At 62.4% G+C, this 14,313-nt stretch carries 13 protein-coding genes; 7 read left to right on the top strand and 6 right to left on the bottom strand.

The window, feature by feature from the left end:
- Window positions 1-17: 17 nt before the first annotated feature.
- The 3 genes from PLANPX_RS15665 to PLANPX_RS15655 are packed head-to-tail and all read right to left on the bottom strand — an operon-like array spanning window position 18 to window position 2,726.
- Window positions 18-1,025 (bottom strand): D-cysteine desulfhydrase family protein, encoded by a 1,008-nt coding sequence (locus tag PLANPX_RS15665; RefSeq protein ID WP_152099636.1) that lies wholly within the window; start codon window positions 1,023-1,025, stop codon window positions 18-20.
- Window positions 1,022-1,477: a low affinity iron permease family protein gene (locus tag PLANPX_RS15660; RefSeq protein ID WP_152099635.1), complete on the bottom strand. Its 456-nt coding sequence runs from the start codon at window positions 1,475-1,477 to the stop codon at window positions 1,022-1,024. Before PLANPX_RS15660 ends, PLANPX_RS15665 begins: the two co-directional genes overlap by 4 nt.
- Window positions 1,478-1,496: 19 nt before the next feature.
- Window positions 1,497-2,726 carry a cell surface protein gene (locus tag PLANPX_RS15655; protein WP_152099634.1) on the bottom strand — a complete coding sequence of 410 codons (1,230 nt, stop codon included), beginning with the start codon at window positions 2,724-2,726 and terminating at the stop codon, window positions 1,497-1,499.
- A gap of 255 nt (window positions 2,727-2,981) precedes the next feature.
- Between PLANPX_RS15655 and PLANPX_RS15650 the strand changes: the two genes are divergently transcribed.
- Both PLANPX_RS15650 and PLANPX_RS15645 read left to right on the top strand, forming a co-directional pair.
- Complete coding sequence (locus tag PLANPX_RS15650; RefSeq protein WP_152099633.1) at window positions 2,982-4,013, top strand: DUF6384 family protein; 1,032 nt, start codon at window positions 2,982-2,984, stop codon at window positions 4,011-4,013.
- Window positions 4,010-5,515 carry a hypothetical protein gene (locus tag PLANPX_RS15645; protein WP_172992100.1) on the top strand — a complete coding sequence of 502 codons (1,506 nt, stop codon included), beginning with the start codon at window positions 4,010-4,012 and terminating at the stop codon, window positions 5,513-5,515. Before PLANPX_RS15650 ends, PLANPX_RS15645 begins: the two co-directional genes overlap by 4 nt.
- Window positions 5,516-5,614: 99 nt before the next feature.
- Here the strand turns inward: PLANPX_RS15645 and PLANPX_RS15640 are convergent, their stop codons facing one another.
- Both PLANPX_RS15640 and PLANPX_RS15635 read right to left on the bottom strand, forming a co-directional pair.
- On the bottom strand, window positions 5,615-7,387 hold the full coding sequence (locus tag PLANPX_RS15640; protein WP_152099631.1) for an AAA family ATPase: 1,773 nt from the start codon (window positions 7,385-7,387) through the stop codon (window positions 5,615-5,617).
- Window positions 7,388-7,772: 385 nt separating this feature from the next.
- Window positions 7,773-8,357, bottom strand: coding sequence for a helix-turn-helix domain-containing protein (locus PLANPX_RS15635; protein WP_152099630.1), 585 nt, complete (start codon window positions 8,355-8,357; stop codon window positions 7,773-7,775).
- 614 nt (window positions 8,358-8,971) lie between these two features.
- On the opposite strand from PLANPX_RS15635, the gene PLANPX_RS15630 reads away from it, so the two are divergent.
- From PLANPX_RS15630 to PLANPX_RS15620, 3 genes are all read left to right on the top strand, one after another.
- A complete protein-coding gene (locus tag PLANPX_RS15630) occupies window positions 8,972-10,582 on the top strand; it encodes an ammonium transporter (protein ID WP_232536132.1) in 1,611 nt (536 codons plus the stop codon).
- A 133-nt stretch (window positions 10,583-10,715) separates the two neighbouring features.
- A complete protein-coding gene (locus tag PLANPX_RS15625; RefSeq protein WP_152099629.1) occupies window positions 10,716-11,054 on the top strand; it encodes a P-II family nitrogen regulator in 339 nt (112 codons plus the stop codon).
- Window positions 11,055-11,374: 320 nt separating this feature from the next.
- Complete coding sequence (locus PLANPX_RS15620) at window positions 11,375-11,713, top strand: P-II family nitrogen regulator (RefSeq protein WP_152101896.1); 339 nt, start codon at window positions 11,375-11,377, stop codon at window positions 11,711-11,713.
- A gap of 92 nt (window positions 11,714-11,805) precedes the next feature.
- Here PLANPX_RS15620 and PLANPX_RS15615 read toward each other — a convergent pair whose 3' ends face one another.
- A complete protein-coding gene (locus PLANPX_RS15615; protein ID WP_152099628.1) occupies window positions 11,806-12,441 on the bottom strand; it encodes a response regulator in 636 nt (211 codons plus the stop codon).
- Window positions 12,442-13,037: 596 nt separating this feature from the next.
- Here PLANPX_RS15615 and PLANPX_RS15610 point away from each other — a divergent pair.
- Together PLANPX_RS15610 and arfB are read left to right on the top strand one after the other, a co-directional pair.
- Window positions 13,038-13,862: a sugar phosphate isomerase/epimerase family protein gene (locus PLANPX_RS15610; RefSeq protein ID WP_152099627.1), complete on the top strand. Its 825-nt coding sequence runs from the start codon at window positions 13,038-13,040 to the stop codon at window positions 13,860-13,862.
- A 9-nt stretch (window positions 13,863-13,871) separates the two neighbouring features.
- Window positions 13,872-14,303: an alternative ribosome rescue aminoacyl-tRNA hydrolase ArfB gene (arfB, locus tag PLANPX_RS15605; protein ID WP_152099626.1), complete on the top strand. Its 432-nt coding sequence runs from the start codon at window positions 13,872-13,874 to the stop codon at window positions 14,301-14,303.
- Window positions 14,304-14,313: the final 10 nt, after the last annotated feature.

The raw sequence follows: 14,313 nt of genomic DNA, 5'->3' as shown, positions 1-14,313 counted from the left end.
GCATTCTGGCGAGACGTTTAGACCGTCAGCGCTTCCGCATAAGCGTGGAGCGCCGTTTCGTCGCCGGTGTGCCAGAAGAGCCACGTTTCGTTTGCTGCGAACGCCGCGCGGTGAATCTGATCGAGCATCGCCCCCAGCGCGCGGGCCGTGTAAACGGGGCCGACGAGTAGCCCCTCCGTCCGCGCCACGAGTTTGATCGTCTCGCGCTCCAATTCGCCGACGACGCCGTAGCCGTCGCCGAGGTAGCCGTAGTTGGTATCGAAGTCATCGACCGTGAGACGAGCATCGACGCCCAGCAGTTCCGCGACGCCGTTCGCAACGCGGCAGACCTCAGCGAGAAACTTCTCGTCGGATGATTCGTCGGGCGTTTGGTCGATGCTGATCGCGGTAATGCGCCCAGTGAAGCCGGCGAGCCGAGCGCCCAGCACGAGCCCCGCCTGGGTGCCGCCGGAACTGGTGGCGAAGAAGATGCGATCGACGCGCCTCCCCTGCTCCGCCAGCTGGGCAACAAACTCGAACATCGCGGCGAAGTAGCCGAGGGCGCCGACGGAGTTCGATCCGCCGACGGGGATCACGTAGGGGCGTCGATTGTCGGCTTCCATTGCGGCGGCGAGTTCGCTCATGCGGGAGTTGCGGTGCGGCCGCGGAGCCCAGTGGACAGTGGCGCCGAGCAACTGATCGAGCAGCAGATTGCCAATCGGCGGCTGCGGCGAACCGCCGAGCACGAGGTGGCAATCGAGCCCCGCGATCGCTGCCGCGGCCGCCGTCTGCCGGCAGTGATTCGACTGCGGCCCGCCGGCGGTGATGACGCAGTCGGCATTTTTGCTCAATGCGTCGGCAATGAGGAACTCCAGCTTCCGCGTTTTGTTACCGCCGGTGGCGAGACCGGTGAGATCGTCCCGCTTCACGAGCAACCGTGGCCCGCCGAGCGCTTGCGAGAGCTTGGCGAGTTCGTCGATCGGCGTCGGCAATTTCGCCAACGAGAGACGCGGCAGCGTCTCGAATGCACGCGGGAGTTGAGTCATTTCAAACGTCCTTCCTCATCGCAGTCGGTTTGCCGCGATTTCATTTGGCGAATCTCGCCGTCAGACTTGCCGGCGGCCAAGTCTTTCCGCGCTTCCGCGGCGAGATCCTCGTAGTCGTTCCGCAGTCGCTCGAGATCGTGATCTTCCAGTTCTTCCAGATCGAGCAACGCGTTGTGGGCGCCTTCCATCGCGCGAATTAGTTCGTCGAGCTTAATCTGAATCGCCGCGGTGTCTCGATTCTGCGTGTTCTGAATTAGGAAGATCATCAGGAACGTGATGATCGTCGTGCCGGTGTTGATCACCAGCTGCCAGGTTTCGTTGTAGCCGAAGATCGGCCCGGTGACGGCCCAGACGACAATCGTCAGCGCCGCGAGAATGAACGTCGTCGGCCGACCGGTGGTGCGGGCGGCCCACTTGGCGAGTTCAGTGAATAGCTTGTTCCACGTTTTCATGCGTCGCTGATTTGCGGCATTACTTCGTTCCGGCGTCGCCGCGCGCGAACTTGCCGAGCGTCTCCTGATAGACCTTCTTGCCATTCTCGACGACGCGGCGAATCTCGCGGGCGTTTGCTTCGCTCTCTTGCCGCAGTTCAGCGATCATGCGGAGCGATTCGACCTGGTAGTCGCTGATCGCCGTCACCAACTTTTCGAGCGAAGCCGGGCTAATCGTCGAGCCGTAGCCGGCTTTGAGCGCTGCCTTCTCCAACTCACGGCCCAGGTCGGCGACGTCTTCGAGGCTTTTGTTGACGCCGGTCTTCATCGCCTCGGTCGCTTGGGTTGCTTCATGCAGCCCTTGTTGCGACGTGTAGACCGTACCAAGGATCGTGAAGACGTGCTCGTTCGTGGTGAAGAACGTCACCGCCCGGCGATAGACTTGATCCTTCACGTCGTGCGTCTGCTTGAGCTTGGTGACGAGCGTCTCGCCAACGTCGTAGCCGATCGACAGATTCTCGGCGATGTCCTTCAGCAACTGATAAGTGCGGTCCTCGGTCTGGAAGTTGTTGCGGGCCTCGTCGCGCGTCAGTTCCAGGCGCGACTGCTGACTCGCGTCGCCCCCCTTATACTCGTCGACGGCCGTTTGGGCCGCGGCGAGGGCCGTCTTGGCCTTCTCCAGACTCGGAACTTGCTTCTCAAGCAACTCGCGGGAGAGGATCTCGGCTTCCTTCAGCGCGAAGCGGAAATCAATATAGCCATCCATGATGGCGTCTTCGCGCTCCAACTGGTCTTTGGTGTCTTTGCAAACGTCTTTGTAGACGTCGACGATCTTGTCGAAGCGGGCGCTTGGCGAGCCGCGCTGGATCCGCATCCAGAGGTTCGCCATCTTTTCGGAGAAGCCAATCTTGCCGTCGTCGAGTTGCGCGATCAGCGTCTTCGAATCCTCGCGGATCGAGTCGAACATCTGGCTGATTTCGAGATAGCGATTGCCGACGTTAATGTTCTCGACGTTGTCGCGCACCAGTTGATTGAAGGTGCTCATGTATTTGATCGTGTTGGCGATCGCGAGCGCCCGGGCTTCGTCAACATGGCGGACTTCTTCGAGCAAGCGAATCAGCTCGGCCGGCACTTCCTCGCCGCTCTTCAGGCCGAACTTCTCCAGCACGTCGACGGCCTTGTCGAGATAGGTCTGCGTTTGCTTCCCCGAGGCGGAACCGCCGGCAGACTTCTTGGGAGCGGGCTGCTCTTGAGTGGCTTGACGGCCCATCGGAATCCCTCGCGCGTTGTGATTGGAGAAGCGATCGCGGGGCGGCGGCAACGATTCGACGCGGCCCGCGGCGTTTGGTAAATTGACCAGCCAGCTTAGCACGATTGGCTCGCTTTCGACAGCGCGGGAGGGTTCAGGTGTTGGGGTTCAGGGTTCAGTAAAAACAAGAACTCGAGCCCCCGCGAACTCTGAGCGAACCTCCGCTGCCTTCTCTCCCACGCTGAACCCTGAACCCCAACGCCTGAACCCTCCGTCATGTCCAACTCGCAAGCAACGCAAGCCGCCGAGGCGCCGTCGCAGTCGACGATCGACTCCGACGGGTTGCCCGCTGGCGAGCGGTTGAGCCTTGCGGAGATGACGCGGATCATGGACGTCGCCGCGACGCTCCGCAAAGAGCGGACGCTTGTCGAGCAGCAGCTCAACATCGACGAGATCAAGGCGGCCCTCCGCGACCGCTTGCTCGAAGCGGCGAAGCTCAACGGCGATCCCGTGACGCCGGCCGAAATCGATGCGGCGGTCGAGCAGTACTACGACCGGCTGCACGAGTTCCGCGATCCGCCGGCCAGTTTCTCGAAGTTCCTGGCTCACTGTTGGGTCCTCCGCAAGTACCTCACCGCCGCGGTCGTGGCGCTGGCTGGCGCCGCAGCGCTCGTGTGGGGGCTCGTGTTCACGGGAGTCTTGCCAGGCGAAGCGCGGACGCGATACGTCACCGAACAGCAGCAGGCTGACCTCGACGCGCAGCTCAGCGAGTCGCAGCGGCTGGCCTCGGCGATCAGCAAGCTCAGCACCGATCCTGCCGCCACCGCCGAGGCCGAGCGACTCTCCACGATGGCAGTTGCCGCCCACGAACAGCGCGACGGCAAGAAGATCGCCGCCGCGACTAAAGAGCTGCAGGAGCTGCAGGCATTGCTCGAGCTGGAGTACGGGCTGTTCATCGTCAACGCTCCCGGCGAGCAATCGGCCACCGAGCGACTGTGGACCGACGACGAGGGAACGCGAACTTCCGGGTATTTCGTCTTCGTCGACGCGCTCGACGAGCAGAACCAGCCAGTGAGCGTGCCGATTCGCAACCGCGAGACCGACCGCGTCGAAATGGTCAGCCGCTGGGGCGAGCAGGTGCCGAAGAAGGTGTTCGACCGGCTGTATCGCGACAAGCAGAAGGATGGCGTGCTCGACGAGCGCGAGTTCGGTCGCAAGCAACGCGGAACTCGTGAAGTCGAAGTCCAATTGCGCGGCGCGGACGACGAGCCGATCGAACGGCGGGGGCAGATCACCTCATGGAAATGAACGTTCGATCGGGACGCACGGTTGGCCGCTCGCTGGAGCGGGCGGTCGAGCAAATTCGCCAGCGGCTGAGTACTCACGCCGACGGCGTCCGCGAGCTCGACGCCGAAATGAGCGAGCTGCTCTCGCAGCGAAGCGAGACGCTGCTGGCGTTGGCGCGGCATTACCTGCCCGATTTGAAGTTGGAAACGATTCAGGGTTCGTTCGTCGAGGTGCGCGACGAACTGCTCGGGCTGCTGACTGAGAAACAACGGCGACAGCAAGAACTGCACGACCAAGCGGCCGGCGCGCAGCGTCAAGTTGAGCATGAAGACGCGGAGCTTGATCGCGTTACCGACGAACTGAACGTCAAAGTAGCGGAACGCGAACGCTTGGAAGAACTGCTCGCCGAGCGGCTTCGCGGGACCGCAGAGTTCACGACGCTCTCGCAGCGGGCGCTTGAGACCGAGCAAGAGCTCAACCGCAACGAACGCCGCGTCGCCGACGTTCAGGCCGAGGCGAAAACAAAGCTCCCTTCGTACGAAGGGAGCCGGCTGTTCAAGTACCTCTACGACGCCGGCTACGGCACCGGGAAGTACGAGTCGCAAGGGCTCACGCGGCGCGTCGATGGTTGGATCGCGAAGATGATCGGCTTCCAATCGGCGCGGCGCGGTTACGATTTCCTGCGGACGACGCCGGAGTTGATGAAGCAAGAGGTGACGCGGCGGCGCGACAGCTTCAACGAACTGATGCAGCAAGTCGAAGCGATCGAAGATCGCGTCAGCGATGAAATCGGGCTGACCGAGGTGATGCGCAACGGCCAACAGCTGGGAGCGGACCGCGATCACCTGGTGACCGTGGTGGCGGCGACCCAAAATTTGCTGACGGAACTGCAGGAGCAACTCGCGCAGCTCGAAGGGCGGCAGAACGAGTTCTACGAGCGGGCGATCAGCCGTATGAAGGCGTTTTTGGAACGTCTGCCCGAAGCCCGTTTGGAGCGGCACTCGCAAAGCACGCCCGAGCGCGAAGACGATTCGATGGTGGCGGAAGTCGCCCAGATCGGCGATCGATTGGAAGCGGCCGAAGGACGCGGCGCGGAACTCGGCAAAGCGCGAGCCGCATGGGACCAGCGGCTCAACGGCTTGCAGGAGGTGTTGCAACGCTTCCGCCAAGCGGAGTTCGATTCGCAACGCTCGACATTCCCGCTGCAGCTCAATGCGGACGATCTCGTCGAGCAGTACATCGCCGGCCGCGTCGACGCTCAGCAGGTGTGGTCAACGCTGCAGAGCAATCAGCGATTCGCGCCAACGTGGCAAGAGCAACGCGGTCCGCAGATGCCCAACTTCCCCGCGGGCGATGTTTCGATGGTCTTGCTCAAGGTGCTGACCGAGGTGGCGGGCGCGGCAATGGAGCAGAGTGCCGGCCGCGGCGTCGAACGGCGCGGGCCCGTGCGGCAGAAATCCCGGCAAGCGACGGGGCGGCCGCCGTTCCCGAATCGTGGGTTCACCAACGGGCGGGGGTTCTAGAGGAATGTTTAAATGACGAAGTCCGAATGACGAATGAGCAGTGCGGCAAGCTGTCTCCGACGTTTCACTCGTCATTCGGATTTCGTCATTCGTCATTCGTCATTCGTCATTTGCTTCTCCGGCGTAGACGATCTCGCCCCACGCCGCGTCGAATTCTTGTTTGCACTTTGGGCAGCGGACTTTCTGGCCGAGGAACTTCTGCGGCACGTCTTTGCCGTGCTCGCACGCAGGGCATTCAATGTGGAACCGCAGTTTGGCGTCGGCGAGCGGCGCGAGCGCTTCTGGTGGGCAATCTTCGAACTCCACGTCGGCCGCGTCGAGCGTCGAGAGTTGCTCGACCGTCAGCTCGGCAATTTCTGCGATGCGGTTCGCTTGGCGACGGATCGCCAGTTCGAACAAATTGCGAGCCGTGCGACCGTTGCCGAAGTGGCGATCGCGATGCTTGTGCAGCCACGTGAGCCCGACGATTGCCTTGGCTCGCGTTGCCGCGCACAGTTTGTACTGGCTCTTGTCGCACATCATGCCGAAGATGCTCGAGAGCTCGAGTGGCGTGTAGTCGACGAATTCGAGTTGCCGGCTGAACCGCGACGAGAGGCCGGGGTTCGACTGCAGCAGACGCTCCATTTCGTCGGGATAGCCGGCGAGGATCACGACGAGCCGGTCGCGATTGTCCTCCATTCGTTTCAGCAGCGTTTGCACCGCTTCGTGGCCGTACGGGTCTTCGCTGTCGACGGCGATGAGCGTGTAGGCTTCGTCGATGAACAGGACGCCGTCGAGGGCTTCGTCGATTTTCTTGTGGCTCTTCGGGCCGGTCTGGCCGGCGTATTCGGCGACCATGCCGCTGCGGTCGGTCTCGATAAGGTGGCCCTTCTTGAGGATCCCCATCGCGCCGAAGATGTTGCCGACGATGCGGGCGACGGTCGTCTTGCCGGTGCCGGGGTTGCCGTTGAAGACCATGTGGAGCGTGAGTTCGGTGGTCGGCAGGCCGGCTTCGGTGCGCTTCGCTTGTACTTTGAGAAAGTTGGCGAGCGTGCGGACTTCCTCTTTGATCTGGGCGAGGCCAATCAGTTTGTCGAGCTCGGCCATGGCGGCGGCGAGTCGCTCGGCGGGCGTTTTCTCCGGCTGAGCTTCGGCGGCGGCTGCTTTCGCGGCGGGGAGTTTTTCTTTGCCGGCGGAGGGCGCAGCGCTTCGCTCCTGAGAACCCGCTGAGGGGGCATCGGGAAGCTTCGGGGCGTCAGGCGATGGCGCCGGCGCTTTCAGCGGCGGGAGTTGGCTGCGCGTGTCGAAGACCTTCTCGATCGCCTGCGGGCCGGCGTGGTCGGCGGCGGCGTGTTCGCTCGGTTCGTCGATGGGGATCGGGCGGAGGTGGCGGCTCAGTTCCTCTTGAATCGACTTAATCTGGGCCGCTTCGACTTCTTGAATCGGACCATCGGCGCGGGCCACCAGATTGGCGAGACGGACGACAAACGCTTCCAATTCACCGACGCGGTTGCGGAGCGCCGCGATCTGGTCGAACGGGCGGACCAGCGCATACCACTTTAGCTCCATCGCCTTGTCCGACATTTCGACGAGTGCGTCCCGCAACGCGTCGCCCGAAAGCCACTGGTCCCACAGGTGGAAGACTAAGACTTCCGCAAGGAACTTTTCTTGCGTGCTCCAGCGTCGATCGCATTGGCAGACGCTGACGAACACTTTTACTAGCAGGGCGCGATGGAGGTCGTCCATCAGTTGCACGAATTGCTCGGCCGAGCCTTCGAGTTGCTGCGGATTTTCACGGACTGCGAGTTCGCCGCTGGAAACGTACAGATCGCGACACTTGCCGAGTAACTGGCGAAACTGAGACGGCAGGTCGGGGAATTCGAAGGTCGACATGCGGCGATTATAGAGTGGTTGGTTGTCCGTTGTCAGTTGTCAGTCGTCCGTAGTTGTTGAACCGCTAAGGGCGCCAAGAGCGCCAAGGAAATGCGTCAGCCCCTTTTCCTTGGCGGTTGAGTTTTGCATTTGGCAGTTTTTGCTGAAAGGCGGCGTACGATGCGTCGTTTAACAGGTTTTTTGAGTTTTGAGTTTTGCGCGGTGATGGGGGGCCCCATTAATTTGGTGCAAAAGTCGGGGAGCGGAGCTTGGCGAACATGCTTCTGTTCGACAAATCTAGGCGTTTATCACTGTTTGTGTTTTTTGGGCGGGAGGACTTTTGCGTTTTTTGTGTGCGGGGAGTGTTTCGAAATGCCCGCCGCCACCGGCGGCGGCTTTTTGGGGGCTAGGCGGCGCCGCGGCGGAGGATGCGTCGCGACTCTTCGGAGCGGTCGTCGATTTCTTTGAGCACGGCGTCGATCTCGCGCTCGCCGGGCGTCTTGCGCGCGGGCACGATCGTGCCGGCGTCGAGGCGGTGAGCGGCGTCGGTGTCGAGCGCTCGTGCGGCGAGGTTGCCGGCCATCGCGAGTCGTCGGACGACGCGCTGCCGAACTTCCACATCGTCGATCTCGTCGACCGCGGCGGTGATGACGTCGTCGAGCACGGTTTGTATTTCATCGGAGTTGAACGCTCGCAGACTCGGGCGGGCGAAGCGGCGGGGATTGGTCCGTTCGAGGAACCATGCGGCCGCGCGCCAGTGCGTCGCTGAGGCGGCGCGCATCGCGCGGAGGGCGTCGATTTGCGAGCGAATTTCCGCACTGCGGACGTCTTGGCGGAAGTCGGCGTTTCGCTGCATTTCGCGTCGGAGGGTGCTCACCGAGCAGCCGACGTAGCGGGCGGCGTCTTGTAATCCGAGGCCGACGCTGATGAGCGCGACGACTTCGCGGCGTTTGGTTTCGTCGAGTGAGCGCGGGCGGCCGGTCGTTGACATTGGAGTTCCCCATTTGGACGACATTCGGGTGCGCGACGCCACGGTCGAATTGCTGCGAGCGCGGGTCGCACCCGGCGCCACCGTAGCGGAACGAGTGGCCCAGTTTCGACAACGAAATTTCGAGATTTTTGATTGGGCAATTTGGGGTTTGGTAGCCGCTCCCTGGAATTGCGCACGCGACGCTGTGATTTTGAGCAGAAGCTACGCACGTCGTGCCTAGGGATGGGGCAACCCCTGCCGCGCAGCTGGTTCGAGAGGCCGAAAAGACGGCGTTTTAATCCTTGCTAGGTAATGAGTTGCGCGCTGCGGTAGGCTGTCGCACGTAGCGCTGGCACGCCCGTTGCTATCACGGGGGTGTCGAAATAGATCGGCAGCGAATGCCGGATAGAGACCTCGAAAAAGCGTCCAGGCGGACTCTCGAAGGGGACCTTGCGTTACTTGGGGAGCGGCGCGCTCGCGTCGTTGGAAAGCTCTCCAGAATCGCCTCGTTCTACATTGCGCGGTCTCGCCGCGTCGGATGGCCGTACGGCTTTCCGTCGAGGGTTCGGCTCGTTTACATCCCAGCGACGTCGCTGGCGTGAACATCCTTTCCTCTGTTCTGTGGGAGTGTCGCAATGGGTTGTTTGAACCACTGGTCTCAGATGCGAGGACCGTGGTGGGGAGCGCTGTCCCTGCTGCTGTTGGTCTCGCTGGTCGCTACGGCGCCGCAAACGACTTGGGCTCAAGAGGCCGAGGTAGTTGAAGAGGAAGCGGCTGTCGTTGAAGAAGCGGCCGAGCCTGCCGCTGAAGCTCCAGCAGCTGAAACCGTTGCGGAAGAGGAAACTCAGTCGACGACCGAAGACGCCGTCGAGTCCGAGGCCGCGGCGCCCGCCGCTGAGCCGACGGCGCCGGCGCTCATTGCCGCAAACACCTCCTGGATGCTGACGAGCAGCGCCTTGGTGCTGTTCATGACCGCTCCGGGCCTCGCGATGTTCTATGGCGGCCTGGTCCGTAAGAAGAACGTCCTCGGCGTCATGATGCAGTGCGTGTTCCTGATGGGGCTCATGACCGTCATCTGGTCGCTGTACGGCTATTCGCTCGCGTTCGGCGATCTTGATGCTAAAAGCAAGTTGAAGCCGTACATCGGCGGCTCGCAGTACGTGATGATGAACGAAGTCGCCCGCAGCTGGGACGAAGAAGCCGGGGCCCCCGTCGAGCACATGTGGCCTGATCCGGTCTCCGGTTGGTTGCCGCTGCCGGCTCACATGTTGTTCCAAGGGATGTTCTTCATCATCACCCCGGCCCTGATTTGCGGCGCCTTCGCCGAGCGGATGAAATTCAGCTCGATGGTGGTGTTCTCGGTTCTGTGGGGAACCATCGTCTACTGCCCGCTTTGCCACTGGGTGTGGGATGCGGGCATCTTAGGCTTCGCAACGACCGACTCGATCAAGGATGGCAGTGCAGTCGCGTGGAGCGGCGGCGCCCTCGATTTCGCCGGCGGCACCGTGGTGCACATTAGCTCCGGCGTGTCGGCCCTCATTTGCGCGTTGGTCATTGGCAAGCGTAAGGGCTTCGGCCACGACGATATGCGTCCGCACAACCTGACCTACACGGTGCTCGGCGCCGCGATGTTGTGGGTGGGTTGGTTCGGCTTCAACGCCGGCAGCGAACTGGCGAGCGATCACTTGGCGACGAGTGCGTTCGCAACGACCCACTTCTCGGCGGCCGCCGGATTGCTGGGCTGGGTGTTGTACGAATGGCTGACGCACGGCAAGCCGACGGTGCTCGGCGCCGCTTCCGGGTTGGTCGCTGGCTTGGTGTGCATCACCCCGGGCGCCGGCTTCGTGAACCTGATGCCCGCGTTGGCAATGGGCTTTGCCGCGGGCATCGTCTGTGCGTTCGCCTGCAGCAAGGTGAAGGGTGCGTTCGGCTACGACGATTCGTTGGATGCCTTCGGCGTTCACGGCATCGGCGGTACGCTGGGCGCGATCCTCACCGGCGTGTTCGCGACTCGCGCCGCGTGGAACATCGACAACGGCAACAAGCTCGGCTTGATCGAAGGCGAAAGCCGCGTCTTCATCGGCCAGATCGTCGCCGTCGTCGTCACGTGGGTGTTTAGCATCGTCGCCACGTTCATCATCCTGAAGGTGATCGACGCAGTGATGGGCCTCCGCGTCAGCGAGCAAGGCGAAGTGATCGGCCTCGATCAGAGCCAGCATGGCGAAGAAGGTTACATCTTCACCTAAGAGTTAAGAGTTGCGAGGAGCGAGTTTCGAGTTGGCGGAAGGGCGGCCATGCCCTTCCCCGCTCGTGACTCGCGACTCGAAGCTCGCAACTTTTCCACCAATCCACATGTTCTCTCGTTAGGGACATTTCACTATGAAGAAAATTGAAGCCATCGTGCGTCACCATAAGGTCGACGAGGTGAAGGAAGCCTTGATCGCCATTGGTTTCCAAGGGATGACGATTACTGAAGTCCGCGGCTTCGGCCGGCAACGCGGCCACACGGAAACGTACCGCGGGACGGAGTACACCGTCGACTTCGTGCCAAAGGTGAAGATCGAAATCGTCGTCGGCGACGAACTGCTCGACAAGGCGATTTCGGCGATCGTCACCGCCGCGAAGACCGGCCAGGTCGGCGACGGCAAGATCTTCGTCAGCAACCTGGCGGAAGTCGTTCGCGTCCGCACCGGCGAAACCGGCGCGGCGGCGATCTAGCCGCAGCTGATTGAAAGCCACCGGCTCTGCCGGTGGACGAAGTGCTCGCTTGCTGTACTTTTAGTGCGTCCACCGGCAAAGCCGGTGGCTTGCATGAGTCGGCACAGATTTCTGCGACAGCTATTACTGAGGGGCCCGTTCGTGATTCCAAATTACGGACGCGGCCCCTCTTTTTTGTCCATGGGGCCGGTTTTTGCGTCGAATCATCCAGAAAAGCCATTCCAGAAGCCTCGGCAGAGCCGGCGGGATATAATTGAAGCGGCGGCCTGCTCGGTTCGCTCGCCCTCCCCGCGATCGGCAACATTGGATTGGCTCACGTGATGAAGAAAATTGAAGCGATTGTGCGTCTCCACAAGCTGGACGACGTGAAGCAGGCCCTGCTCAACCTTGGCTTGCAAGGCATGACGGTGACCGAGGTTCGCGGCTTCGGCCGGCAACGCGGTCACACCGAGACGTACCGCGGCACGGAGTACCGCGTCGATTTCGTGCCGAAGGTGAAGATCGAGATCGCCGTGGCGTCGGAGCTAAGTCCGAAGGCGGTAACGGCGATCGTCTCGGCGGCGAAGACTGGGCAAGTGGGCGATGGCAAGATTTTCGTCACTGATCTCGCGGAGGTGATTCGCGTGCGGACCGGCGAGACTGGTTCAGCGGCGCTGTAGCCCCGGGCTCCGCCCGGGGGTTGCATCACGCGCGACCAAATCTACCGGAATAGCAGCCGACCCCCGGGCGAAGCCCGGGGCTAGCGGACTTGCTACGCGATCCCTTTGCGTACGGCCCAGACGGCTGCTTGCGTGCGGTCGGCGACGCCGAGCTTGCGCAAGATATGTTGCACATGCTCTTTGACCGTCTCGTAGCTAATATCGAGTGCTTGAGCGATTTCCTTGTTGCTCAGGCCAAGCGCGAGTTGCCGCAGCACTTCGCTTTCGCGGCGAGTTAGCGGGGCGTCGAAGTCGATCGTCGCCCGCGGCGTGGAGAGCGCCCCCGCGACGCGGCGGAGGCCCTCGCGCGACCAGAGCATATCGCCGGCAGCGGCGCGGTGGATCGCCGCGACGATTTCGTCCTTGCTGGCGCTCTTCACCAAATAGCCTGCAGCGCCGAGCGCCACGGCGCGGGCGATGTAGGTTGGGTTGTCGTACGAGCTGAACATCACAATCGACGAGCCCGGTAGCTCCGCCCGTAACTGACTCAGGACGCCGAGGCCGTCGACCCCCGGCATGCGAACGTCGAGCAGCACCACGTCGGGCCGGAAGCGGCGGGCGAGGCGAATCGCTTCGTCGCCATCGGGGGCGTCGCCGACGATTTCGATCTCGCGTACGTCATGGAGAAGGCTACGTAGTCCAGCCCGGATCACATCGTGGTCATCGGCGATGAGGAGACGAACAGTCATCGGACGAGCTACCTTCCTCTCCCGGAAGTGCGCCTCCTGAAAAGCGCGTTAGTCGACGCCGATCGAAGTGATGAGCAAATGCCGTACGCATACGGCCAATTTTTCGTGCAGCGAGCGCTGCGGGGGGCTGCATCTCCCGATGCTCGCCGCCCGATTCCTAAACCATATCAGGTTCGACGACCCTCGCAACAGAATTCGAGGAAATTAGGGGCTCTGGGCAGTTGCGGCGCTGGTCGCCAAACGGGCGCGCTGATCGATTTGCTAGCGGCTGTCTGAGTTTTTTTTCGTGGTCGCGCGCGTCCGCTCGGCATCTGAGCAACGCAGCGACGAATCACCGCTCGCGCGTTGAGAACCTTGCCGATGGCGACTCGCCGCCATCGGTCGCGGCTTGTCTCAAATCAAGCGGCGTCACGCGGCCGTATTGCGAGTTACCGAGCTTCGCGACGCTGCTGATTTACTGAACTTGTCAACTGCTTTACATCGACGCGATGATGACGCATACTCGGCACGGCATCGAGATGGTGAGCGCGACGCACAACGCCGCGCGAACGGATTCAACCTTTTCCCGTGCAGAGCCCTTCGCGAGATCGCGCGTTATGCCCACGCTGTCGATGAATGAAGTCACGACGTTCCGTTGGACGCTGGAGGAGGATGTACGTCGTTACGTCGCCGCTGGGTACGAAGGGATTGGCGTCTGGCGGCAGAAGCTTGCCGACTTCGGCGAAGAGGCGGGCGTCGACTTGATTGCCGAGTCGGGCCTGCGCGTGACGAACCTGCTGTGGGCCGGCGGCTTCACTGGGAGCTGCGGCCGGACGCCGGATGAGAGTATTCAAGACGCGATCCATGCGATTCGTCTTGCGGGCGCGCTCGGCGCCGGTTGTCTCGTGATCTATCCCGGCGGGCGGAACTTCCACATCTATCGGCAAGCCGAACGGCTGCTGCGAAGCGCACTCGATCAATTGCTCGACTACGCCGCCGACGCAGAAGTGGCGCTCGCGATTGAACCAATGCACGCCGCCTGCGCCGCCGACTGGACCTTTCTCACCGACGTCGAATCGACCGTCGCGTTGGTGGAGAGCTATCGCTCGCCGTTCTTGAAGCTGGCGTTCGACACCTATCACTTCGGTCACGATCAGGCCGTGCTGGCGAATTTGCCGGAGCTTGTGCCGCACATTGGCGTCGTCCATTTGGGCGATCGAATCGAGTCGCATTCGATCGATCAGTATCGCCAGCCGCTTGGCGAAGGACGGCTCCACATCGCCGAGATCGTGCGCGGGCTTGTCGACGCCGGCTACACGGGCGACTTCGACGTGGAACTCTCCGGTCGCGACGTTGAAGAGAACGAATACGACGATCTGCTGCGCGACTCGCTGAACTTCTTTGAACGCGTGCTGGCGCCGGTCGGCGGCGAGCGGAGTTAGAAGTCGCTGATGGCCCGCCCCCTCGTTGTGAACGCCGCGATCGAAATTCCGGCCGCTGAATTCGGCATCTCCTATGCACGCAGCGCCGGGCCGGGCGGCCAGAACGTCAATAAGGTGAACTCGAAAGCGGTGCTGCGGTGGCGGGTCGTCGACTCGCCGAGTCTGCCGGCGGCCGTGCGGCAGCGGTTCTTGCAGCATTTCGGCAGTCGCCTGACGAACGACGGCGAGATCGTCATCGCCAGCGACGAGCACCGCGAGCAACCGCGGAATCTGACGGCCTGCTACGATCGCCTGCGGGCGATGCTGCTGTCGGTCGTCCAGCCGCCGCGGCGGCGGATCAAGACGCGGCCTTCGCGCGGCTCGGTGGAACGCCGCATTGAGTCGAAGCAGCGGAATTCTGAAAAGAAGCAGCAGCGCCGCGGCGGATTCTCCGCGGAATAGTCGTGCTAGC

The organism is Lacipirellula parvula (assembly GCF_009177095.1).
Lineage (GTDB): Bacteria > Planctomycetota > Planctomycetia > Pirellulales > Lacipirellulaceae > Lacipirellula > Lacipirellula parvula.
This window is presented reverse-complemented; position numbering and strand designations above follow the sequence as displayed.

Coding starts and splice junctions, on each gene's coding strand:
- PLANPX_RS15630 (WP_232536132.1), top strand. CDS start 8,972: ATGGGTTGTTTGAACCACTGGTCTCAGATGCGAGGACCGTGGTGGGGA.
- PLANPX_RS15635 (WP_152099630.1), bottom strand. CDS start 8,357: ATGTCAACGACCGGCCGCCCGCGCTCACTCGACGAAACCAAACGCCGC.
- PLANPX_RS15620 (WP_152101896.1), top strand. CDS start 11,375: ATGAAGAAAATTGAAGCGATTGTGCGTCTCCACAAGCTGGACGACGTG.
- PLANPX_RS15660 (WP_152099635.1), bottom strand. CDS start 1,477: ATGAAAACGTGGAACAAGCTATTCACTGAACTCGCCAAGTGGGCCGCC.
- PLANPX_RS15615 (WP_152099628.1), bottom strand. CDS start 12,441: ATGACTGTTCGTCTCCTCATCGCCGATGACCACGATGTGATCCGGGCT.
- PLANPX_RS15655 (WP_152099634.1), bottom strand. CDS start 2,726: ATGGGCCGTCAAGCCACTCAAGAGCAGCCCGCTCCCAAGAAGTCTGCC.
- PLANPX_RS15645 (WP_172992100.1), top strand. CDS start 4,010: ATGAACGTTCGATCGGGACGCACGGTTGGCCGCTCGCTGGAGCGGGCG.
- PLANPX_RS15610 (WP_152099627.1), top strand. CDS start 13,038: ATGCCCACGCTGTCGATGAATGAAGTCACGACGTTCCGTTGGACGCTG.
- arfB (WP_152099626.1), top strand. CDS start 13,872: ATGGCCCGCCCCCTCGTTGTGAACGCCGCGATCGAAATTCCGGCCGCT.
- PLANPX_RS15625 (WP_152099629.1), top strand. CDS start 10,716: ATGAAGAAAATTGAAGCCATCGTGCGTCACCATAAGGTCGACGAGGTG.
- PLANPX_RS15665 (WP_152099636.1), bottom strand. CDS start 1,025: ATGACTCAACTCCCGCGTGCATTCGAGACGCTGCCGCGTCTCTCGTTG.
- PLANPX_RS15650 (WP_152099633.1), top strand. CDS start 2,982: ATGTCCAACTCGCAAGCAACGCAAGCCGCCGAGGCGCCGTCGCAGTCG.
- PLANPX_RS15640 (WP_152099631.1), bottom strand. CDS start 7,387: ATGTCGACCTTCGAATTCCCCGACCTGCCGTCTCAGTTTCGCCAGTTA.